Below are 20,477 nucleotides of genomic sequence, written 5' to 3'. Positions count from 1 at the left end.
GTACCTGCGATGAACAAGCAGCGATCTGACGTCCTTGTGGTGTTCGGCGCCACGGGCGATCTCGCCTACAAGATGATCTTTCCCTCCCTCTACGCCATGGTCAAACGTGGCGCACTGGCAACGCCGATCATCGGTGTTGCCTTCGATGACTGGTCGCGCGACCAGCTGTTAAAGCGTGCGCGCGACGCGGTGGCGAACCATGTCGACAAGATCGATGAGGCTGTCTTCGCGAAATTTGCGTCGCAACTGGATTATGTCTCTGGCGATTACCGCAATGACGCAACGTTTGAAAAGCTGCGGTCGGCCCTGAAGGATCACCATCGCCCACTTTATTACCTCGCCATTCCGCCATCGCTGTTTGAAACCGTCGTGACTGGCCTCGATCGAGCCGGAATAGCGGCCTCGGCAAGGTTGATGGTGGAAAAGCCATTTGGCCGCGACCTCGGCACAGCTGAGGCGCTGAACAGGGCGTTGCACAAGGTGTTCGACGAGGATGCAATTTTCCGGATCGATCATTTCCTGGGCAAGGAGGCTATTCAGAGCCTTCTTTATTTCCGGTTTGCCAATGCCTTTCTGGAGCCGGTCTGGAATCGCAATTACGTTGAGAGCGTACAGATCACCATGGCCGAGGATTTCGGCATCAAGGGGCGTGGCAAATTTTATGACGAGGTTGGGTGTATTCGCGACGTCATACAGAACCATCTGATCAATGTCCTGCTTTTGCTGGCGATGGAGCCGCCGGCCACAAGCGCGTCAGATGATCTGGTCGATGAAAAAGTGCAGATACTGAAGGCCATGCCCCCGCTTGGTCCCGCCGACGTCGTGCGTGGACAATTCAAGGGATATCTTGACGAGCCGGGTGTCGCGCCCACATCTAGCCGCGAAACCTTTGCCGCCGTCCGGTTTCGTGTGGCGACGTGGCGATGGAACGGCGTGCCATTCTACATCCGAGCCGGGAAAAACCTGCCTGCCCACGCAACCGAAGTCGTGGTCCGGTTCAAGCGCCCGCCGATCTCCCTTTTTAGTGATGTCGAAACAGCACCCGCCAATTACCTCCGTTTCCGGTTGGGCCCCGACATCGCAATTGGTATCGGCGCCCGTCGCAAGGCCGCCGGGGATGGCATGCTGGGCGAGGCAGTGGAGCTGGGCGCTGTCGATGACGGCGCTGGCGACATGGCGCCGTATGAGCGGCTGATCGGCGATGCGATGGCCGGTGAGCGGCAACTTTTCACCCGCCAGGATGCCGCGGAATTGGCATGGAAGATTGTCGAACCCATTCTCGATGATCCCGCCATACCCCCATCTTACGATGTCGGGAGCTGGGGACCGGCGGAAATGGCAGATTTTGCTCCCCCGGGTGGCTGGGTCGATCCGGAGTGACGGCGGGGCAGACACTAAACCCGCTCGATCATAAGCATGATGGCCTTTCCACCTATCCGTTTACTCGGAATAACTAAAAAATAGGATTTACCCGGGATATTGATGTCACCGAAACAGATGATCGGCACGAAAGAGAAGAATCCCGACATGCAAGCAGTCCACGACGACCCGACCCGTGGAATTTGGCGGAATACACTGTTTTTCGTGACGTTCCTCTATTTCACGGTCGGTTTCTCGCCCTATATGTCGCTGTCAACGACTTACCAGGGTACCGCGGCGGCGGAGGGCTCAAACCTTCTGAACCAGCTCACCGCAGTCATCCTCCTCGTCAGTTTCCTTGTCTTTATGATCAAGGAGCAGTCCTTTTCCCTGGTGTTCACGCCGCGTCTGCTTATGGCTGCGATCTTCGGCTGGTACGCGTTTACGTCGTTGACTGGTAACGCACCCGTTTTCTCTCTGCGGCGTCTCGTCATGTGCGCCATCATATGTGTGCTTGCGGGTTGCTTTCTGCAGTTGCCACGCACGGAAAGGCATTTCACCACGCTGCTGGCCATCGGTGTGTCGATTATCCTTTTGCTTTGTTATTTCGGTGTCCTCGTCCTGCCGTCGCGCTCGATCCATCAGGCCAGCGATGCGCTCGAGCCGCTTCTGGCGGGTAACTGGCGCGGCGTCTTCCAGCACAAGAACGAAGCTGCCTCCGTCATGGCAGTTTTGATCATCTCAGCCATTTATCTCGCCAAACGCTGGTCATTCATCGGCGGTGTGGTGATGTTGATCCTCTCGATGATCTTTCTTGTGAAATCGGGAGGTAAGACAGTGCTCGGTCTGGTTCCCATCATCGTCGGAACCGGCTGGTTCATCGTGGGGTGGCCCCGGTGGCGCTACATCACGGTGACGCTGCTTCTGATTGTCTTCACCGTCGTCGTGATGGGTACAACGATCGATCCCGTGTTTAATCAAATGCTGACGAATATGGGGATCGACGCGAGCTTCACCGGCAGAACGGATGTCTGGAACGTCGCGATCGATTATATGAAGCTGCGACCGATGCTTGGTTATGGCTACCAGGCCTTCTGGCGCAGTGACACCTTGCTATCAAGCCTGACAGAGAACAGCTGGGCAACGACCGCGCCATCGGCACATAATGGATATTTCGACCTCGTTCTCATGGGTGGTATTCCCGGCCTCGCGCTGGTGATGGTGTGGATTTACATCCTGCCGCTCCATTATCTTGGCAAAATGGATGAGGACACGCGCAAAAGCCCGCTGACAAAGCTTTATGTCGGCATCTGGCTCTATGTGTTGCTCTATGGCTTTCTGGAGACCCTTTTCCTGCTCAGCGCGGGTTTCGTCTGGTTCTTCCTTGTGGTGGCGATTATGGGCCTGCGTCTGCAGGCGAATGCCAGCCTCGTCGAAGTCGAGGCAAAGCCTCGGTCTTTTGGGGTTGCTGGCGCTGCGGGCAGGGCTCTGTTACCGGCCCTCCAATTACCCATCTCGCGAAAGACGCTCGAAAATGCGCGGCCACCGGGCAACTGGAGGCGGAAAAAATGAAGTCTGGAATCTTGCCTGAGCCGGCGGTGTTTAAGCGAGGCGGTCCTTTCAAGGTTGTGCGAGGGCGAGACGGTACTAGGCCTTGGCGGACAGTGCACTGAGTTCTTCGAGATCCAGATCGTGCTCAAGTTCTCTCAGTGTTTCGTCATCGATCTTGCCTTCGCGGCGGAGGCGAATGAGCTCCCGCCTGCCCGCGGCGACAGCCTGAAGAACCACGTCGAAGTGGGCATGCAGAAGCGGCGAATACTTTTCGGTACTTTCGGCGTATCTGACGCTTGCGGCCAGCCGATGTTCGTATCGTTTCAAAAGTTGCGGGTGGATCAGTTCTCCGTGTTCATCATAAGCGAGTGCCTGGACAGTATCGAACTGGACCTGCGCCATGGAGGCTTCGGCCTCGCTCATCGTCATCGGCGCGCGCTCCGGCTCGATATTGCCAAGCCCCGCCCAGGCAATGATCCATCCAAGCGTCGTTCCCTGTATGAGAACGGTTCCCAGAATGACGGCGAAAGCCGTGATGAGAATGAAGTCACGACCCTGAAAATCTTCGGGCAGGCTGAGAGCAAGCGCCAGCGTGACCACGCCGCGCATGCCCGCCCAACCGAGCGCCGTCGCGCCTCCTGCTCCAAGCGGCACCGAGCGCGCGATTTTCAGACTGTGGAATAGTCTGATCACGAAATCGGACGCGAATATCCAGACAAACCGGGCGACAACGAGCGTCAAGAGGATCGTCACTGCCGGGAGGGCCATGGAGCCGACAACGGCGCTAAAGCCGCCTCCACGTTCAACGACAGCTCGCAGCGATAGTCCAATCAGGATGAAGACCATCGCTTCCATCAGGAAAACAAGCACATTCCAGAATGACGTGCCGCGCATCCGCGTCGCGGCAGACAAGACGGTGTGCTGATGCCATGATGCAATCAATCCCGCGGTCACCGTGGCAATGACGCCTGATGTTTGCATCTGCTCCGCCAGGAGATAGGCGGCCCACGACAGGATTGCCGTCGCGGCGATCATTAGATATTCGTCTCCCAGATGCCGCACCAGCTTCACCCACGCGAAGCCGACGACAGCGCCAACCGCAGCGCCGCCCACGGCCAAAAAAACGAACGCAGCCAGTGCATCCGTGGTGCTGAACGTACTGCCGGCTGCCGCCGCGACCGCAAAGCGGAACAGCACGAGCCCGCTTGCGTCGTTCAGAAGGCTTTCACCTTCCAGAAGGATCTGGAGTCGTCTGGGTATCTTGACCCTTTCCAGCACGGCACGGGCCGAAACCGCGTCAGGAGGGGAAACGATTGCCCCAAGAGCAGCGCAGGCGGCCCACGGGAGGGAAGGCATCAGCAGGTGAACGACAATGCTGACGACGATTGTCGTGAACAGCACAGCACCTATTGCCAGCGACGCAATTCCAAAGACGTGCCGCCTGAGCCGATCGACGGCGATCGACCAGGCGCCATCGAGCAGCAGGGGTGGTAGAAATATCACCAGGACCAGCTCGGGATTAACGGAGATCGTTGGCAGGCCGGGCAGGAATGCCAACGTGCCTCCGCCCACCAGTAGCGCTGCGGAGGGCGGCAGGCCCATGCGATGTGCAATGTAATGCAACACGATAATAGCGAGAAACATTGCTATCACGAGTTCGAACAGATGCGTGCCGTCCATATGCGTCCCCTAAAACCAGGTCTGAACGCTATGAAAAGACCAGTTTCGTCAAAATGCAACGGCCCTGGCGATTACCGGTTTGACGGTGTTTGCGGCAATCCTCGAGCCCGTTCATCTACAGGCGCTTCAGCGCCGAGACAGCCGCTTTTCCGTCCCGTTTGATGTCAGAAAGGGAGGGGCCGCGGACGATGCGATATCGCGCTTCCACAAGATTATAAACACCGAATGCCGCAAGGCCCGCGGCGACGACCACGTAGACAAGCGAGCCGAACGGAAGCTGGCGGAGCCATTGCAAGGCATCCGACATGCTTCCGGCCTGGTCAGGATCTACTCGGAAGCCAGCATAGGTGAAAAGGATGCCAGTGACGGCGAAGACGATGCCACGTGAGACCAGCCCGTAAACGCACAGCCAACTGGTGATATTTTTGTCCTTGGGTAGTCGAAGGTACTTCTCGAATCTGCGTGTGATCCCCTTTGTTGCGGTGACCGCGCCGCCGCCGACGAATCCCAATCCGACCGCAATCGCAAGGTAAGGTCCGAACGGCTGGGACATGATCCATTGCGCCAGGCCCTTTTCGCCTGATGCTTCGCCGCCGCCTGCGGAGACGGCATGGCCGAGCGCGTAGGCCGCGAGGCCGAGATAGGTTATCGCGCTGCCGAACAGCGCGGCTCGTATGACGATGGCCTTGCCCGAGTTTCCGTGGCCGTCGCTATCGCCAAAGGACTGGGCGATCCTCCACACAACGAACCCGAGAAGCCCGATCCCGATCAGCGCAACCCACACCCGTCCGAACGGTTGGTCGAGAAGCGCTGCGAGCGCCGACTTCGTATCGGCTTTTTGATCCGCAAACCCGGAAAACAGTGCAAGGCCAGCGACAAGAACGAACACTATGCCCCGAGCGGCGTATCCGATTTTCGCAAGCAGTTCAAAGTGGGTGTTCGTTGACATTGTGTAAGCCAGTCGATTTCGAGGGACCGACCCTGAACGCCTGAGAAGCCCAAAAGTTTTCACGCCGCACTGAAAAATGGCTCTGCCGCGCTAGGTCCCGTCTCTCTACCTCTCTGGGGCGCCGTCTGGATAAATGCGCGGCAATGCGGGGTGAGTTCTTCCGTTCAGATCACGACGACCTCGACCGCGATCCGGAACGGAGCAGCAGCATGAAAGCGGGTGCACCGATAATCGCGGTAATGATGCCCGCCGGAAGTTCGAGCGGAGCGATAACACTGCGACCGACCGTATCGGCGAGGGCCAGTATCACCGCGCCAAGGACCATCGCGACAGGCAGGCTTTTGGCATGGCGCGCTCCGGTAAGAAGTCGAGCCGCGTGCGGTGCGAGCAAGCCAACGAAACTGATGGCCCCGATGGAAGACACGGCGATTGCGACCGCACTGGCGGCATAGAGCATCGCATATTTGCTCGCGTTCCCTGTCGAGAGCCCTAGTGAGCGGGCCTTTTCGTCTCCGAGCAAAAAGGCGTCGAGATGTCGATTGAAAAGCAGGCCGATAGCCGACAGCGCGAATACCCATGGCATCAACACGAATGCGTCGGCGTAGCCACGGGCGTGCGTCGAGCCGATGAGCCACGAAAGCGCCTGAGCCGTTTGCAAGCGAGCCTCCACGACAATGATCGTTGCGGCCGCACCCAGGCTCGCCGCGATTGCGACACCAGCGAGAACCAGTTTCTCCGGCGAATAGTTCGGTGCCAGCAACCGGAGCAGCAGGAGCACGGTAATGCCCCCGGCCAGAGCGACCACCTGGAATGCTGGCGTTGCGGGTGCAAGTCCCAACAGGAGAGCGACGAGGCTGAACAGCGCTGCTCCCTGCGTCAGGCCCAGCGTCTCGGGACCGCAGAGCGGATTGCGCGTGACCGCCTGAATGACGGTGCCCGCCGCACCCAGCAATGCGCCGCAGCCGAGCGCGACCAGAAGGCGAGGGGCTCGCAGGTCGAGGTTTCCTCTCACCTCTGCGATTGTGAGCGATACCCCGTCGCCTGTCGCAAGACTTGCCACTATCGCAATCAGGCCCAGGGCGGTAAGGGCTGCAACGGCGAGGAGAAAAGGCGGCCGCGCAACGCCGATCGGCAAGCCGATGCGGCGCTCTCCTCCGATTTTTGCCGTCCGCAGCAGGAAGAGCATGACGGGTGCGCCGAAGAAGGCAACCGTAACGCCTGTGGGTATGGTCGTGCCATTGCGCGCGAAGGATTGTGTCGCCAAATCTGCGAGAAGCAAAGCGTTCGCTCCCCAAATTATCGAAAGCGGCAGATGGCGATGATGCCGGGTTACACCCAGTGCGCGCAACACGTTTGGAACGGCAAGGCCGATGAAGCCGATGGGCCCTGCAAGGGTAACGGCGCAGCCGCAAAGAAGAACGCCGATGAGCAAACCCGAAAGCGTGACGGTCCGTGTCAACCCGAGGCTGGCAGAAGCCTGGTCGCCCAACCCCAGCAAGTCCAGCGCGCGCGCCATCAGCATGAGCGTCAGGAGGGACAGGAGCACGAAGGGGATTGTCGTTGTGACCTTGGCCCAACCCGTCTGGTCGAGAATACCGGAGGACCAGAGCAACAGACCTGACGCCCGTTCGTCGGCAAGGAGCACGATGGCCGATGATACGGCGGAAAAACAGAGCGATACGGCGACGCCGGAAAGCGCCAACCGGCCCGGCGGTGCCTGAAAGCCGCCTGCCAGTGCAAGACACGCGGCGGCGCCAGCGAGGCCGCCTGCGCTTGTTGCAATGATGGGTGGCAGAGCCAAGGGAAGCAGCAGGGTCGATACGATGAGGAAAAGCTGCGCGCCACTGGTGACGGATAAGATATCAGGTGCCGCCAAGGGGTTCTTCAAGACCGTTTGAAGAACCGAACCTGCCAGCGCAAGGGCCGCGCCAGTCAATATTGCTGCAACCACGCGGGGCGCCCGGGTGGTCTCCAGAATTGCCTGCGCCAGCGTATGAGGACGTGTCGGAAAAAGAAACACATCCCACCAGCCCAGCAGCCGGCTTCCCGCTCTCAGTTCAAGCGCTGCCAGGAGCAGCAGAAGGATCACGCCGAATGGCCAGACAAGGGCTGAAACCGATCGCGAAATGGCTTGGTGCGACAAATTCATGATTGAGCCGAAGCCGGGTGGGCCCGCCTGTTGCCAGCGCCGACCCAGTCGACCATGCAATAGGTCCGACCGCTTCCGTCGGGATGTGGAACGAGGTCGACGTGGCACTCAAAAGCTTGCTGCAACAGGTCAGCCCGGAGCACCTGATGCGTCGGCCCAGCGGCGAGAACCTCACCCTTTCGCATCAGGATGACGTCACTGGAGATGTCCATGACCTGATTGAGGTCGTGAAGCACCGCGATGATCGTCAGTCCTTCCTCGAAATTGAGTTTGCGCAGCAGGGTCAGCAGCTCGGCCTGATGTCTGATGTCGAGAAAACTCGTGGGTTCATCAAGAAAAAGGATACGCGGTTCCTGCGCCAGAGCCATCGCCAACCAGGCCCGCTGCCTTTCACCACCGGAGAGGGTCGTGAGTTGGCGCGCACGCAGGTCTTGAAGGCCGACGCGAAAAATGGCGCTTTCGATGATTTCTCGGTCGCGTGACGACAGGCGTCCCAGCCATGGACGATGAGGATAGCGGCCCTGTTCAACGAGGTCCTCGACGCTCAGGTCGATTGGAATCTCTGGTGTCTGGCTCATGACGGCCACCTGGCGGGCCACGTTGCGTCGTGACAATGCCGCGAGCGGTTGTCCGGACAAGCGGACTTCGCCCTCCGTCGGCTGCTCGAGCCCGGCGAGGCATTTGAGCAGCGTACTTTTACCTGAGCCATTCGCGCCGCATATTGCGGTAATACGACCCTCAAATGCGTTTGCATCGACCTTTCGGAGCGCTTGAGCTTGATCGTATAGGACGCTGAGACCGATCGCCTGAGCGGCGATTGTCTCCGTTTTCTCTTTGCTTGCGAGCCCCGTCATCCCGCAACCTCGCGCATGGCTTTGCGCAGAGAGGACAAGCTGCGGTAACCGACGTCTGCGGCAGCCTCTTCCAGGCGCGCTCCCTCTGCCTGGCGGCGCATGACATGCGCCATCCGCAAGCGACGCCGCCATTCGGCAAAACTCATGCCCGTCTGAACTCGAAACTTCCGGGTCATGGTGCGCCGGCTCATGCCGAGATTGTCTGCCCAGCGGTCTATATCAAGATCGAGCGATGGGGTCTCCGAAAGATCGCGACACAGCCGCTGCAAGCGCTTGTCACTGGGCATTGGCAGCGCAAAAGGACCCTCCTGCGCATTGGCGATTTCTTCGAGGATCAGCGCTGCCAGATGGCCGCCGCGGCCATTTTCGTCATAAAGAGTTGGCTGGTTCAGGAACGCCCCAACCGTGGCAGAAAGCAGCGTAGAGGTCGAGATGACACGTGTCGGCTCCCACGGCATGGCGATCCCTGGGTCCGGCTCGATATAGACCGACTGCATGGCGACCCGGCCGTGTGAATGGACGGCATGCGGTAGCTCTGGGGGTATCAGCAAACCATAGCCGCAGGGGATGATGAATGAGCTATCAGGGGTGCGGGCTGTCATGAAGCCGTCGATGATCTGCAGCAATTGCCCCCGGCGATGGCTGTGCCAGCCAAAATCGACGCTTTGCTCATAGGTCCGCGCCATGGCTGCCACAGGCCGCTGCACATGTTGAAGATCGGCTGCCCTTTGCGGCTGTTTCATCGTGTTTTCAGGCAATGGAATTCCTCATAGCGCTATCGCGACGGCGCCCATGGAAGAGACCCATAGTCGCGCGGCTTCAGCATTTCAAAGGGAAACATTGGCCCGATGGAGCGCAATAATACAATATCAGATATTCAGGCCACTAAATGGCCCGATAACGCCCGATTTTGACCTGACAATGCTGATAAAAAAAGTCTAGTTAAGCGGCCAAGCGTGCGGGATTTGAAACACGACGGACAGTCCGGAGTACCCTTTGCGCAGTATTCCTATCACAGGTCCTCGAATGCAGAACACCGTCCTTCGCCATCGCACATCAACCGGGCACATCACCAGACAGCGGCTCCTGTTTTTCGTGTCAGGCGTTGCGTTAAGCGCCCTCATCCTCTCGCCTCGGGTGGTCGAAGCGCAAGAGTCAAATGGGTCCACCGTGCTCGAGCCGATCGTCGTCCAGGGAAAGTCTGCGGCAAAAGGGGCGCGTGTCGAACAACGTGGCTACGTGGCGACGCAATCGGCATCAGCCACCAAGACCGCTACGGCGATTGCCGAGACACCGCAATCCATCTCTGTCATCACCCGTGGCGCGATGACGGATCGAGCCGTGCAGACTGTGGCGGATAGCCTGCTTTATAGCGCAAACGTCAATGGCCAAAGGTACGGTAACGATCCTCGGTCCGACTACTTCAGCATTCGCGGCTTTAGCGCCGATCTTTATCTCGACGGTTTGCGCGTGCCACAGATTGCGAACCAGACAGGAGGCTATGCCGGCTTTCGCGTGGAGCCCTACTTTCTCAATCGTGTGGAAGTGCTGCGCGGACCAAGCTCGGCGCTCTTCGGACAAACGAATGTCGGCGGCGTGGTCAACATGATCAGCAAGGATCCATCGGAGACCGCTGGCGGAGAGCTCTACAGCCGCTTCGGAAGCTACAGTCAGAAGGAAGCCGGATTCGACGTCACGGGCCCGGTCGGCGCTGATTCCGATCTTACCTATCGCCTGGAAGGGATGATCCGCGACAGCGATGCAATGAATGATTTCGGCAAGAACGACCGCGTCGCCATCAGCCCGACGGTCAAGTGGTCGCCGAATGAAGATACGAGTCTCACGGTTTACGGCGCCTATATGAAGGACGATGCAGGCCAGGTCCCTTCGCTCATTCCGGCCGTGGGAAGCATCTTTCCCAATCGTCTCGGTTTAACGATACCGCGAAGCTTTTCCGACGGAGATCCCTCGCTTGCGATCTACGACAAGGAAAGCGCCTACATCGGATACAGGTTCGAACACGCGTTTAACGACGATCTCGTTCTACGCCAGAATTTTCGCTACTCCTACCTCGACGTCAATTACCAGAACCTGTTCGGCAATGGTCTTTCGGCCAACCAGCGCACGCTTTCAAGGCTCGTTTACAACGCGCAGCCAACGCTCAATGCGGTCGCGCTCGACACTCATCTCGAATACAAAGTCGACACGGGGCCGATCAGCCATACGCTTCTCGGCGGTGTCGATGTGCAGTGGCAAAACCTGGTCAACCGAACGGGATCGCGCAGCGGCCCCACTCTCGACCTCTTCAATCCTGTCTACGGAATCGGCGTCCAGCCAGCAACATTGACGACGCATCTGGACCAGACACAGCGTCAGGTGGGTTTCTACCTGCAGGATCAAATGGAGCTTGGTGGCCTTCGTCTCACTGTCGGCGGACGCCAGGACTATGTCAGTAACGATTCCGACAGCACCGCTCTTTCGAACGGTCTCACGACACAATATCGGCAAGACGATCGGGCCTTCACCGGAAGGGTGGGCGCCGCCTATGTCTTCGAAAACGGCTTTGTCCCCTACGCTCTTTATTCGACATCCTTCTCGCCGGTGCTGACATTGGCGCCGACGCCCCTCAAGCCCACCAAAGGTGAGTTGAAGGAAATCGGCGTAAAATACGCGCCGCAGGGCGAGGATTTCAGCCTTACCCTTTCCGGTTTTGAGGCAACGCAGCAGAATGTCGTCAATCGTGTAGCGGGCGTCTATTACCAGACGGACGAAGTGCGTGTGCGCGGTATCGAACTGGAGGCCAATGCAACGCTTTGGGACGGCCTTAATCTGACGGCCGCGGCAAGTTGGCAGGATCCTGAGGTAACCGAGAGCCAGACGTCGGCCCAGATCGGGAAAATGCCCTACACCGTGCCCAAGCAGCAGCAGTCACTGTTCGTCAGTTACGATCTTCCGACGCCGGATAGCTGGGAAGGTAAGCTCACAGTCGGCGCTGGTGTCCGTCACGTCGGCAAGAGTGCAGGGGACACGGCCAACTCATTTTTCGTTCCCGGTTACACGCTGGTCGATGCCTTCGCCAGGTACGAACACGATCGCTACTCCTTCCAGCTCAACGGTTATAACCTCGGAGACAAGACCTACGTCGCCGGTTGCAACACCCCCACGCAATGCTATTACGGGCAGGGTGTGACTGTCGTGGGAACAGTGAGCGTTAAGTGGTAGCGAGTATTGGGAGACGATCGTTTCTGGGTGGCACGGTGGCTTTGCTCGCCGCGAGAACGGCGCTCGCCGCTTCAGGACCCTCGCGCCTGGTGACACTCGATTGGACGGCTACCGAGATTGCTCTTTCGCTTGGCATGTCACCGGTCGGGTGTGCGGAAATTGCCGGCTATAGAACATGGGTCGATGTCGCAACTGAAGGCCTTTCCGATGCCGCTGATGTCGGAAGACGACAACAGCCCAGCCTTGAAGCGATCCGCAAACTGCGACCTGACCTCATCTTGACGTCGCGTTACCGGCACGCGTCCATCGCCCATGCGTTGGGTGAGATCGCTCCCGTCCATCTGATCGATGATCAGAAAAGCGACGGTGATATGCTGACGAGTGTCTATCAGAGCGCCCGTCAGTCGGGCGCTGCCCTGTCCAGATCGGATGATGTCGAAAGGCTGCTCGCTAGTTTTGACGGTGAGATCGAAAACTTGAGATTACGCCATGCCGGGCAGGTGGCAGGCCGCAAGCTGGTCGTTGCTCAACCGTTGCCGGGTGTACCTCGATTGCGGGTCTTTGCTCCCAATGCCGCAATTTCCGGCCTTCTGCGGAAAATCGGTTTTGCCGATGGAATTTCGATGTCAGCTCAACCCTTTGGTTTCACGACAATCGATCTTGAAGGACTTGCTTCTGTTGAAAACGACAGCACCTTGTTCATCCTTGGCGATCCCGTTCCTGCTGAGCTCCTCAATGCTTCGCTCTGGCCTATGTTGCCGGTCGTTGCGCAGGGAAATGTCCTTTTAACCGGGACGCCATCCTGGCCGTTCGGTTCCACGGCCTCGTTGCAGCATCTCGCTCGCCAGATCGTCGCGCGGCTCGTTTAGACTGGCGGAAGCGTATGCGAAGGTCAGAGGTTCTTGGCGAATTGCTCGGGCAGTCGGCACATTCGGGGTGGCGAGAGTTTTTCCGGCGCAGGCGGCCGACCGATCTGGCTTTCACTGAATTGCTGGAGCCCGATTGTCTTTTGGCGGTCCTAAATGGTTACGGTCGCCGCCACGGGTTGGACGCGCCCATTGCCGCCGTTGCGGGTGAGTGGTCAAAGCGGTACTTCGCAAAGGTGATGAGACCGATCGCTACCGCCGCCATGTTGCTGGATTGGCGCGTACCTCTGACACCGGCAGACTTGAGCATCGACATAAGCACCGAAGGGGAGATCGTTTCGCTCGGGCTGTCTGATTTCGGTCGCCCTGTTCGAGCGAAGTCCGCAGAGGACCGTTTCGCCTTTTTGGTCAGCGGTAATATCGAAGGCCTTATCCGGGCGGTTTCTGAGGTAAGCGGGCTGTCTCGCAACGTTCTCTGGTCAAACGCCGGCAATGTATTCGACGGAATTGCGCGCAATTACGCGAGGGACGATCGTTGCGCCGGTGCAGGGGTGGCGGATGCGTTGGAGTTGCTGGAATCGCCTCATATGGCCGATGGCTCACGCAATCCGCTTTTCAGACCTATCGTCTACCCTCAAGGCGACGGGCAGCCGGAGCGGCTCCGCCGCGTCTGTTGCATCCGGTATCTGATTGATGGACTGGATTACTGCAAGACGTGCCCCTGTCCGGTGCCTGTCGACCAATCTGCCGCGCCATGATACCGTTGCTATCTGTCCGACGGGTTAAGGCAAGTTGAGGGTCAATAAGGCACACCGTTGCTGGCGATCTGCGGCCTTCGTTTGAAAGTAACGATTGAGAATGGGTCGGACGGGGCATTGGACTGGCAACCGCGTATCAACGGGGCGCCGCGGCACGATCTAGCTTAGGGGGCTGAATGCTCATTCTTCTCGCAATGCTGATAGGGGTTGTCGCCGGTCTTCGCACCATGACTGCCCCGGCCGCCGTCTCCTGGGCCGCTTATCTTGGGTGGTTTGATATTTCCGCGAGCCTTCTCTCCTTCATGGACTCGCTCTGGGCGGTCGCGATTTTCACTGTTTTTGCCATCGTCGAACTTATTGCCGACCAACTTCCCGGCACGCCATCACGCAAGGTGCCCGTTCAGTTCGGAGCACGGGTTGTAATGGGCGCTCTCAGCGGCGCGACGATCGGCGCAACAACAGGAATGGTGGTTCCAGGGCTTCTCGCGGGGGGCATCGGCGCTGTCTTGGGAACCTTCGGCGGTGCATCCGTCCGCGCTAACCTCGCCAGGGGTTTCGGCCGCGACATGCCCGCCGCCTTGGTTGAGGATGCGGTTGCCGTGGTACTCGCATTGATCGTTGTGGTGTCCGTGTCATGAGGGCGTATGACGCGATCTTCATTGGGGCCGGTCAGTCCGGACCATTCCTCGCCGCCCGCATGGCGGCGATGGGCCGCAAGGTGATCCTGATCGAACGCAAATATCTTGGGGGCACCTGCGTCAACGCCGGATGCATGCCCACCAAGGCGTTGGTCGCGAGCGCCAAGACCGTGGAGGTTGCGCGGCGTGCCTCCGAATTCGGCGTCACCATCAACGGCGAGCCGAAAGTGCACATGCCGGCCATAGCGGCCCGCGCCAGAAAGGTGACTCTTGATGCGAGAAACGGTCTTGCATCCTGGTTTGACAGTCTGGAGACGATGGATGTGCTACACGCCCAAGCCAGATTCACTGGTAAGAAGACCGTGACGGTGGGCGGGACAAGCTATACCGCACCGCAGATTTTCATAAATGTGGGCGCGCGGCCTCACATACCCGATATTCCCGGGTTGAAGGATGTGCCCTATCTCACGAGCACTTCCGTGATCGCGCTTGAGGAATTGCCGAGACATCTGATTGTTCTCGGTGGCAGTTACATCGGACTGGAATTCGCCCAGATGTATCGGCGCTTCGGCGCAGAGGTTACGGTCATCGAGCGAGGGCAGCAACTGGCGCCCAAGGAGGATGCTGATATTTCTGACGCCATCGCCAATATCCTGAGCGGCGATGGCATCAAGGTTCTTATGAACCACAACCTTCTATCCATCACCAAGGAAGAAGCGGGCGTCGTCATACGGACCGACCAGGGAGAAGTCCGTGGGAGCCATGTCCTGGTCGCCCTCGGACGGCGGCCGAACACGGATGATCTGGGCCTCGATCTTGCTGGCATCGAGACTGACCGGCACGGTTTCATTACGGTGGATGAGCGCTTGCAGACAACCGCAGAAGGCGTTTGGGCCCTTGGGGACTGCAACGGGCGAGGCGCATTTACGCATACGTCCTACAACGATTTCGAGATTGTGGCGGCAAACCTTCTTGATGGTGGCAACCGAAAAGTTTCAGACCGCATCCTCAGTTACGGGCTCTACATTGATCCGCCGCTCGGGCGCGCAGGCATGACGGAGCGTCAGGCAAAGGAAGCCGGGCACCGGATCAAGGTCTCCACTCGCCCGATGAGCCGCGTAGGCCGGGCGGTGGAGAAAGGCGAGACGCTCGGCCTCCTGAAACTCGTCGTCGACGCCGACACCGACCGGATACTCGGCGCTGCCTTCCTCGGCGTTGGAGGTGACGAAGCAATCTACGGCGTGCTCGACGCCATCAACCTTGGGGCCACGACCGAAGAACTGCGCTGGGCGGTGCCAATCCATCCGACAGTGGGCGAATTGGTGCCCACTCTCATCGGTGACCTTAGCGAGACCTGACGTCCACCCGGCCTGCCATGCGCCTCAGCGGGTTGCGCCAAATATGAAGCCGGCGAGCAAGCCTAAAAGCATAGCCCTGGCTGGCTGTGCCCGAATGCGCACACGCAAGTCCTCGGCGAGACCCTGGCTTTCCGCTCGCAGCACACGAACCGATGCCGATCCGATCTCAGTCACATTGTCGCTCAGCCTATGGAACTCCGCTCGAATGGCGGCCAACTCTTCGGTAGGTGCCGGGCTGGCTGCGCTACCTGTTTGGCTTCTAACGCTCGCCAAGGCCACGTCTACCAATGGCGCATCAGTATCTACCCGATCATTCAAAGCGGATGATGCGGTGCTCTCGGGTAGCCTTGATGTTGCAGCAGAAGCGTCGCTATCCTGGAGTGGCGCGGTCGCTTCAGGGTCTGGTTGCGAAACACCGGAACCGGGTGGGTGGTCGTGGGCCGGCTTATTGTCAAATTCGCGGGCGTCAGACGATTTGGATATGGTCATTTGTTTCTGCCTTGCTTGGTAAGCCGCAAAGTGCTTGCAGTCGTCGCCGAACATGCTTCTCGCGCTCTTGTTCCCGGGCCTTCTGGAGAATTGCGGTTCTTTCAAGCGTTAGTCTTCGTCTTCCGCCGATGAGAGTCCCTGCGAAGCCTGGCTTGCCCCGATTTGTAGATGGATTCTTACTGAGATCGGGGCCGCCGAGGGCCCGGCCAACCTGCGTGATGATGACGTGTCTCGGAGCGGTCCTCACAGTTTCGGGCAATCGCTCATGCGATTACGTCGGTCTGGACGTGTTCCAGCACATCAAAATGATCTACAACCAAAACGCAAAGTACATCAGGAACAGGATGCCGCCGCCCGTCGAGTTTGAGAAGCGGGAGAACATCCAAACTGAGGGCGGCCCAAAACTCGGGCTAATCAACGAGGAACGCGCCTTATGACGACGATCAAACGCATTGTGCTGGCAAGCCGCCCCTTGGCAGAGCCATCGCATGAAAATTTCCGCCTTGAGGAAGCCGAGTTGCGCGAGGCTGCCGAGGGCGATGTCACGGTCCGCGTTCTCTATCTTTCGCTGGACCCTTACATGCGTGGGCGTATGAGCGACGCCAAATCTTACGCGGCGCCTGTACCCGTTGACGGTATCATGGAGGGCGAGACGATCTGCGAGGTGGTGAAGTCACGGCACAATGGTTTTGTGCCCGGCGACATCGTGCGCGGGCGGACCGGTTGGTGTACGGGGGCGGTGATAAATGGGGACTTGCTACGAAAGGTCGAGACGCACGGCGCGCCGGTCACGACCGCGATTGGCGTCCTTGGCATGCCGGGATTTACTGCGTGGAGTGGTCTGAAGTTTATCGGCAAGCCAGGGCAGGGTGAGACGGTTGCAGTCGCTGCAGCCTCTGGGCCCGTTGGTTCGATGGTCGGACAGCTTGCAAAGCTTTACGGGGCGAGGGCAGTTGGTATAGCCGGTGGACCCGACAAATGTGCATTCGTGAAAGGTGAACTTGGCTTCGACAGCGTGGTTGATCATCGCTCGGCGAATTTTGTCAGCGATCTGACCGCGGCCTCCCCAAACGGGATTGATGTCTATTTCGAGAATGTCGGAGGACGCGTCTGGGATGCGGTACTGCCCCTTCTCAACCAATTCGGCCGCGTTCCCGTTTGCGGCCTCGTTTCTCAATATAACGGTGCAAACTCGTCGGAGGCAGACCGTCTTCCGGTAACGATGTCGGCGATCCTGAGACAGAGCCTTCTTGTTCGAGGTTTCATCCAGACAGAATTTGCCGCCGATCATTTTAATGACTTTCTCGCGGAGATCGGCCCGAGGGTCGCTCGTGGCGAGATCAGGTACCGGGAGGATGTCGTTGACGGATTGGGGAACGCCCCCGACGCCTTTATCGGCATGCTGAAAGGCAAGAATTTCGGCAAGCTTATCGTCAAAATCGACGGCGTCGTCTCATGAAACGTCATATCGCCGTTCTGGATGATTACCAGAATGTCGCGATCACCAGCGCCGACTGGTCACCCTTGAACGACCGTGCGGAAATCACGGTCTTCAATGACCATATCGCGGACGAAGAACGCCTGGTTGACCGTCTCTTGCCGTTCGATGCCGTCTGCGTCATGCGCGAACGGACGCCGCTGCCGCGACGGATACTCGAGCGCCTGCCGAACCTGCGGTTCATCGCAACGACTGGAGGGCGCAACGCCTCAATCGACCTTGCCGCGGCCCGTGATCTCGGCATCGTTGTTTCGGCGACCGGCGCAAACGGATCGGGCGCCCCGGAGCTGACCTGGGCACTGATCCTTGCGGCGGCACGCCATGTTCCCACAGAGATCGCCTCGTTTCGGAGCGGGGGCTGGCAAACCACGGTCGGACGCGACCTTCGTTGCAGTACGCTGGGTGTCATAGGTCTGGGCAGGATCGGCCGCCAGATGGCAAAGGTCGGCCTTGCTTTCGGTATGGAGGTGATCGCCTGGAGCCAGAATCTGACGAATGAGGCGGCAGAGGCTGCCGGTGTGAGGCGGGTTGAGAAAGAGACACTTCTTCGCGGGTCCGACTGGGTAACGTTGCATCTTGTCCTGTCGGAGCGGACGAAGGGCATAATCGGTCAGGACGAGCTGGCATTGATGAAGCCAACAGCATGGCTCGTGAATACGTCACGAGGTCCGCTCGTCGATGAAGAAGCTTTGATCACGGCGCTGGAAACCGAGAGCATCGCAGGTTTTGCAGTTGACGTGTTCGATGATGAGCCTTTGCCAGGTAATCATCCGCTTCGGACTTTGGGCAATGTGATCGCGACGCCTCACATTGGGTTTGTCACTGAAAACTCCTTCCGGATTTTCTATCGAGATACCGTTGACAATCTCGTCGCATGGCTGAACGGCGCGCCACTGCGGGTTTTGTGAATTTCCGACGCGATCCTTGCTTCCACCCACGGGCAAGCGAGGCCATTAACCTCGCCCAAATAAAATGCGGCCGAGTAACCGGCCGCATTCCCGTTCTGCATAAAGACTCAACCCTTGATAAAGGCAAGCAGGTCGGCGTTCAGCACATCGGCATTGACTGTCAGCATGCCGTGCGAGAAGCCGGGATAGGTCTTCAGGGTGCCGTTTTTCAGCAGCTTGATCGATTTGTGAGCCGAGTCGGCGATCGGAACGATCTGGTCGTCTTCGCCGTGCAGCACCAGCGTCGGAACGCTGATATTCTTCAGGTCTTCGGTCTGGTCGGTTTCAGAAAAGGCCTTGATGCCGTCGTAGTGGGCCTTTGCGCTGCCCATCATGCCCTGACGCCACCAGTTCTGGATTACGCCTTCATGAACGGTCGCGCCATCGCGGTTGAAACCATAGAACGGGCCAGCCGGCACGTCGCGGAAGAACTGCGCGCGGTTTGCGGCAAGCGCCGAGCGGAAGCCGTCAAAAACCTCCATCGGCAGGCCTTCCGGATTGGCTTCGGTCTTCACCATGATCGGTGGTACGGCGGAAACGAGAACGGCCTTGGCGACACGGCCGGCGGGCTCACCATGCTTTGCAACATAACGCGCAACTTCGCCGCCGCCTGTGGAGTGGCCGATATGGACTGCGTTCTTCAGGTCCAGCGCCTCAACGACCGCAAAGGCGTCGGAAGCATAATGATCCATGTCGTGACCTTCGGAGACCTGCGCCGAGCGGCCGTGGCCACGGCGGTCATGGGCGACGACGCGAAACCCCTTGGAGAGGAAGAACAGCATCTGCGCATCCCAGTCATCGGAAGAGAGCGGCCAGCCGTGGTGGAAAACGATCGGCTGGGCATCCTTCGGGCCCCAGTCCTTGTAGAAAATTTCAGTGCCGTCTCTGGTTGTTACGAAACCCATGTCGATTTCTCCTTGTGCTGAATGGTTGCTGGAAGGGGTTTGTGAGAAGGCGATCCTCGGAATGCTTACGCTGGCTAGCGCGATGCTCCCGATCAAAACGCTGCGTCTCGACACGAAAAACCGATCTGCGTCAGACATCATACATATCTCCTGTCGAGCCTTATCTTCGAATGTCCTTGGTTGACTTGAACAAGCTAGCGCCATCCGCTATGACACGCACGTGGCGCAAATGACTTTATGCGAGGCAAAAGTGACAAATCCTGACCCGGCTGACTTTATCGAGATAGGATTGCTGATCTATCCGGATTGTCAGCTGGCTGCGGTCTATGGACTGACCGACTTATTCCGGGTCGCGAGCGATTGGTCCACGGATCTGCAGGAGCCAACAAGCCTTCGCAAAATCCGTGTCAGTCACTGGACGGTTGAGGATGGCGCGGTTTCTTGCACCTGGGATTCGCACACGGGAGCATCGCATTCGTTGAGCTACATCATCGCGCCACCGAGCATCGTCATGCCTGAAAAGATGCAAAGTATGCGGCTTGCGTCAAAATGGCTTTCATCGCAGCATGCGCTCGGCGTGACTGTCTGCTCGATCTGCGCTGGCGCGTTCGTTCTCGCTGAAACGGGGCTCATCAATGGCCGGCGCGCCACGACCCACTGGGCCTTTGCCGAGAAACTTGCCGAGCTGTTTCCCAAAATAGACGTTTCGTCCGATAACATGATCATCGATGATGGTGACGTAATCACCGCGGGAGGCATTCTGGCCTGGGCCGATCTCGGCCTGGTTCTCGTTGAAAAGCTTCTTGGGCAGACCGTAATGCTGGAGACGGCGCGCTTTCTGGTCGTTGATCCGCCACGGTGCAGCCAGAGCCAATACAGGACTTTCATTCCGCGATTTGATCATGGCGACAAAGAAGTGCGGCAAATCCAGCATCAATTCCACGCAGTGCCAGAGATGCAAAAATCGATCGGTGAACTGGCAGACAGCGTCCATCTTTCAGAAAGGACGCTTCAGCGTCGCTTTTCACGCGCGACAGGACTGAAGCTGACGGAATATCTCCAGAACGTGCGCATCATGAAGGCGCGGCAATTGCTGGAGACGACGAATGGGTCGGTCGAAAGCATTGCCTGGGCGGTCGGCTATGCGGATCCGGCAGCGTTCCGCAAGATATTTGGCAGGTTAACGGGAGCGACGCCGAACGTTTATCGCGGCGATGTTCGACTGTGATTACGTTTGTGGGCGACTGACCCTGC

At 58.7% G+C, this 20,477-nt stretch carries 17 protein-coding genes; 10 read left to right on the top strand and 7 right to left on the bottom strand.

Going from position 1 to position 20,477, the window contains the following annotated elements; all coding sequences use genetic code 11:
* Positions 1-9 precede the first annotated feature (9 nt).
* Positions 10-1,380, top strand: a complete 1,371-nt coding sequence (zwf, locus tag ACUTJJ_RS04095; RefSeq protein ID WP_445541390.1) for a glucose-6-phosphate dehydrogenase — start codon at positions 10-12, stop codon at positions 1,378-1,380.
* 147 nt (positions 1,381-1,527) lie between these two features.
* The gene (locus tag ACUTJJ_RS04090) at positions 1,528-2,931 is read left to right on the top strand and encodes an O-antigen ligase family protein (protein ID WP_445541389.1); all 1,404 of its coding nucleotides are present in this window, start codon (positions 1,528-1,530) and stop codon (positions 2,929-2,931) included.
* A gap of 75 nt (positions 2,932-3,006) precedes the next feature.
* On the opposite strand, the gene ACUTJJ_RS04085 is transcribed toward ACUTJJ_RS04090, so the two are convergent.
* From ACUTJJ_RS04085 to ACUTJJ_RS04065, 5 genes are all read right to left on the bottom strand, one after another.
* Positions 3,007-4,590: a Na+/H+ antiporter gene (locus ACUTJJ_RS04085; protein WP_445541388.1), complete on the bottom strand. Its 1,584-nt coding sequence runs from the start codon at positions 4,588-4,590 to the stop codon at positions 3,007-3,009.
* A gap of 115 nt (positions 4,591-4,705) precedes the next feature.
* Positions 4,706-5,539: a DUF1206 domain-containing protein gene (locus tag ACUTJJ_RS04080; RefSeq protein WP_445541387.1), complete on the bottom strand. Its 834-nt coding sequence runs from the start codon at positions 5,537-5,539 to the stop codon at positions 4,706-4,708.
* Between the two features lie 169 nt (positions 5,540-5,708).
* Positions 5,709-7,628, bottom strand: coding sequence for an iron ABC transporter permease (locus ACUTJJ_RS04075; protein WP_445541386.1), 1,920 nt, complete (start codon positions 7,626-7,628; stop codon positions 5,709-5,711).
* A gap of 56 nt (positions 7,629-7,684) precedes the next feature.
* Complete coding sequence (locus ACUTJJ_RS04070; RefSeq protein ID WP_445541385.1) at positions 7,685-8,542, bottom strand: ABC transporter ATP-binding protein; 858 nt, start codon at positions 8,540-8,542, stop codon at positions 7,685-7,687.
* The gene (locus ACUTJJ_RS04065; protein WP_445541384.1) at positions 8,539-9,285 is read right to left on the bottom strand and encodes a helix-turn-helix domain-containing protein; all 747 of its coding nucleotides are present in this window, start codon (positions 9,283-9,285) and stop codon (positions 8,539-8,541) included. Before ACUTJJ_RS04065 ends, ACUTJJ_RS04070 begins: the two co-directional genes overlap by 4 nt.
* Positions 9,286-9,568: 283 nt before the next feature.
* On the opposite strand from ACUTJJ_RS04065, the gene ACUTJJ_RS04060 reads away from it, so the two are divergent.
* The 5 genes from ACUTJJ_RS04060 (at position 9,569) to ACUTJJ_RS04040 (ending at position 15,384) form a co-directional block, all read left to right on the top strand.
* Complete coding sequence (locus ACUTJJ_RS04060; protein ID WP_445541383.1) at positions 9,569-11,764, top strand: TonB-dependent siderophore receptor; 2,196 nt, start codon at positions 9,569-9,571, stop codon at positions 11,762-11,764.
* 35 nt (positions 11,765-11,799) lie between these two features.
* Positions 11,800-12,633 carry an ABC transporter substrate-binding protein gene (locus ACUTJJ_RS04055; RefSeq protein ID WP_445541382.1) on the top strand — a complete coding sequence of 278 codons (834 nt, stop codon included), beginning with the start codon at positions 11,800-11,802 and terminating at the stop codon, positions 12,631-12,633.
* A 14-nt stretch (positions 12,634-12,647) separates the two neighbouring features.
* Positions 12,648-13,388: a siderophore-iron reductase FhuF gene (gene fhuF / locus ACUTJJ_RS04050; RefSeq protein WP_445541381.1), complete on the top strand. Its 741-nt coding sequence runs from the start codon at positions 12,648-12,650 to the stop codon at positions 13,386-13,388.
* Between the two features lie 176 nt (positions 13,389-13,564).
* Positions 13,565-14,026, top strand: a complete 462-nt coding sequence (locus ACUTJJ_RS04045; protein ID WP_445541380.1) for a DUF4126 family protein — start codon at positions 13,565-13,567, stop codon at positions 14,024-14,026.
* Positions 14,023-15,384, top strand: coding sequence for an FAD-containing oxidoreductase (locus tag ACUTJJ_RS04040; protein ID WP_445541379.1), 1,362 nt, complete (start codon positions 14,023-14,025; stop codon positions 15,382-15,384). The genes ACUTJJ_RS04045 and ACUTJJ_RS04040 overlap by 4 nt, the downstream gene beginning before the upstream one ends.
* A 24-nt stretch (positions 15,385-15,408) precedes the next feature.
* On the opposite strand, the gene ACUTJJ_RS04035 is transcribed toward ACUTJJ_RS04040, so the two are convergent.
* Positions 15,409-15,927 carry a hypothetical protein gene (locus ACUTJJ_RS04035; RefSeq protein ID WP_445541378.1) on the bottom strand — a complete coding sequence of 173 codons (519 nt, stop codon included), beginning with the start codon at positions 15,925-15,927 and terminating at the stop codon, positions 15,409-15,411.
* A gap of 379 nt (positions 15,928-16,306) precedes the next feature.
* Here ACUTJJ_RS04035 and ACUTJJ_RS04030 point away from each other — a divergent pair, with 379 nt between their 5' ends.
* A complete protein-coding gene (locus ACUTJJ_RS04030; protein ID WP_445541377.1) occupies positions 16,307-17,332 on the top strand; it encodes an NADP-dependent oxidoreductase in 1,026 nt (341 codons plus the stop codon).
* The gene (locus ACUTJJ_RS04025; protein ID WP_445541376.1) at positions 17,329-18,279 is read left to right on the top strand and encodes a D-2-hydroxyacid dehydrogenase family protein; all 951 of its coding nucleotides are present in this window, start codon (positions 17,329-17,331) and stop codon (positions 18,277-18,279) included. The genes ACUTJJ_RS04030 and ACUTJJ_RS04025 overlap by 4 nt, the downstream gene beginning before the upstream one ends.
* A gap of 107 nt (positions 18,280-18,386) precedes the next feature.
* Here the strand turns inward: ACUTJJ_RS04025 and ACUTJJ_RS04020 are convergent, their stop codons facing one another.
* Positions 18,387-19,223 (bottom strand): alpha/beta fold hydrolase, encoded by an 837-nt coding sequence (locus ACUTJJ_RS04020; protein ID WP_445541375.1) that lies wholly within the window; start codon positions 19,221-19,223, stop codon positions 18,387-18,389.
* A gap of 250 nt (positions 19,224-19,473) precedes the next feature.
* Between ACUTJJ_RS04020 and ACUTJJ_RS04015 the strand changes: the two genes are divergently transcribed.
* On the top strand, positions 19,474-20,451 hold the full coding sequence (locus ACUTJJ_RS04015; protein ID WP_445541374.1) for a GlxA family transcriptional regulator: 978 nt from the start codon (positions 19,474-19,476) through the stop codon (positions 20,449-20,451).
* Positions 20,452-20,477 lie beyond the last annotated feature (26 nt).

Source organism: Agrobacterium sp. DKPNP3 (assembly GCF_052686535.1).
The sequence above is the reverse complement of the archived record's forward strand: the minus strand, read 5'-3'. Positions and strand labels throughout refer to the sequence as shown.

What these genes read in the sequence shown, in the direction of transcription:
- zwf (WP_445541390.1), top strand. Translation starts at nt 10, where the DNA reads ATGAACAAGCAGCGATCTGACGTCCTTGTGGTGTTCGGCGCCACGGGC.
- ACUTJJ_RS04090 (WP_445541389.1), top strand. Translation starts at nt 1,528, where the DNA reads ATGCAAGCAGTCCACGACGACCCGACCCGTGGAATTTGGCGGAATACA.
- ACUTJJ_RS04085 (WP_445541388.1), bottom strand. Translation starts at nt 4,590, where the DNA reads ATGGACGGCACGCATCTGTTCGAACTCGTGATAGCAATGTTTCTCGCT.
- ACUTJJ_RS04080 (WP_445541387.1), bottom strand. Translation starts at nt 5,539, where the DNA reads ATGTCAACGAACACCCACTTTGAACTGCTTGCGAAAATCGGATACGCC.
- ACUTJJ_RS04070 (WP_445541385.1), bottom strand. Translation starts at nt 8,542, where the DNA reads ATGACGGGGCTCGCAAGCAAAGAGAAAACGGAGACAATCGCCGCTCAG.
- ACUTJJ_RS04065 (WP_445541384.1), bottom strand. Translation starts at nt 9,285, where the DNA reads ATGAAACAGCCGCAAAGGGCAGCCGATCTTCAACATGTGCAGCGGCCT.
- ACUTJJ_RS04060 (WP_445541383.1), top strand. Translation starts at nt 9,569, where the DNA reads ATGCAGAACACCGTCCTTCGCCATCGCACATCAACCGGGCACATCACC.
- fhuF (WP_445541381.1), top strand. Translation starts at nt 12,648, where the DNA reads ATGCGAAGGTCAGAGGTTCTTGGCGAATTGCTCGGGCAGTCGGCACAT.
- ACUTJJ_RS04045 (WP_445541380.1), top strand. Translation starts at nt 13,565, where the DNA reads ATGCTCATTCTTCTCGCAATGCTGATAGGGGTTGTCGCCGGTCTTCGC.
- ACUTJJ_RS04040 (WP_445541379.1), top strand. Translation starts at nt 14,023, where the DNA reads ATGAGGGCGTATGACGCGATCTTCATTGGGGCCGGTCAGTCCGGACCA.
- ACUTJJ_RS04035 (WP_445541378.1), bottom strand. Translation starts at nt 15,927, where the DNA reads ATGTTCGGCGACGACTGCAAGCACTTTGCGGCTTACCAAGCAAGGCAG.
- ACUTJJ_RS04030 (WP_445541377.1), top strand. Translation starts at nt 16,307, where the DNA reads ATGACGACGATCAAACGCATTGTGCTGGCAAGCCGCCCCTTGGCAGAG.
- ACUTJJ_RS04025 (WP_445541376.1), top strand. Translation starts at nt 17,329, where the DNA reads ATGAAACGTCATATCGCCGTTCTGGATGATTACCAGAATGTCGCGATC.
- ACUTJJ_RS04020 (WP_445541375.1), bottom strand. Translation starts at nt 19,223, where the DNA reads ATGGGTTTCGTAACAACCAGAGACGGCACTGAAATTTTCTACAAGGAC.